Raw genomic sequence first — 1153 nt, forward strand, 5'->3', positions numbered from 1 at the left:
CGAGAACCAAGCCCGTCGAGATGGCTAGCTGTGCCAGACGGTTTCAGGCCTGGAGTTGCTGGACTACCCAATTCGCGGTGTCGGGGCTCGATCGCAGACTGGAGTGCCCGACCGGTGCGGCTCCGGGGAACAGGTCCTCGTAGAAGTTCATGCTCACGCCCGGTTCGTCGAGTACCGAGCAGACGGTGGCTGGTGTGGCGAGTTCGTCATTGCGGGTCGACAGCACCGAGTAGCGGACACCGGGCTGGGTGACCTGGCCATCGAAGATGGCCTGGTAGACCTGTGAGGAGGACATCATTTGGACGGCATTGGCTTTGTCGGGTGCGACAGCGGCGAGGACGGTGCTCAGGAACGGCAGGGCAGCGACCACCTGTACGGGTGTGATGGGTGAGTTCTTGATTCCGTACGCGGCAAGGAAACCGGCACCGTCACAACCCCGGGTTTCCGGGGTGAGGAACACCGCATGCGCAACCGAGGGGGCACCGCCGAGGACCTTCAGGAAATAGTTGCTGACGATCGTTCCGGCCGAATGCGCGACGATATCGACCTGATCGACTCCGGTAGCCTGGCGCACCTTGGTCACGAAGTCCGCGACCTGCCGTGCGGCGCTGGGAATGTCGCCGGTCCAGCGGTTGCCGTTGATGATCCCGCCCTGGAACAAGAACGCGCAGTAGCCGGCCCCGCGCAAGGTGGTCAGCATGGTATTCCATTGAGCCGCGGTATCGGCAGTGGTTCCGTCCCCGCCCGGCAACACCACGACAGGACGGGGGTGCGCGGAGTCAGGAGTGCAGTCGATGGGCGGTTCGATCGTGTTGCCCGCAGGGATGACCGCCGACCCGGAACCGGTGTCCGGCGCGGCGACAGCGGGCCCCGCCGCCATCATTGCGACGGTGCCCGCACCGATAAGCGCGGTCGTGAACTTCGCTGCGATTCTCATATTTTCGACAGCCCTTCGACATCATCTTCGTGATCGACCCCCGACCGCGTGCGAATCCCGCACCAGCACAGGACGATACAACGGCTGCGGCAATTCAGCACCTGTAGGAGGCGGTCCGCGAATGCCACAAGCTGTGCCACGCCTGACACACTTTCAGCGCATGACGCTGAATACGCGGGAAATATGGTGAGCCCGCCACCCCCGTAATGGCCGGTT

1 protein-coding gene is annotated in these 1153 nt (G+C 63.7%); it reads right to left on the reverse strand.

Annotated elements, in window-relative coordinates; genetic code table 11:
• Positions 1 to 43 precede the first annotated feature (43 nt).
• Complete coding sequence (locus ACIRRA_RS46070) at positions 44 to 937, reverse strand: esterase/lipase family protein (protein ID WP_402782518.1); 894 nt, start codon at positions 935 to 937, stop codon at positions 44 to 46.
• Positions 938 to 1153 lie beyond the last annotated feature (216 nt).

The organism is Nocardia sp. NPDC101769 (assembly GCF_044766925.1).
Lineage (GTDB): Bacteria > Actinomycetota > Actinomycetes > Mycobacteriales > Mycobacteriaceae > Nocardia.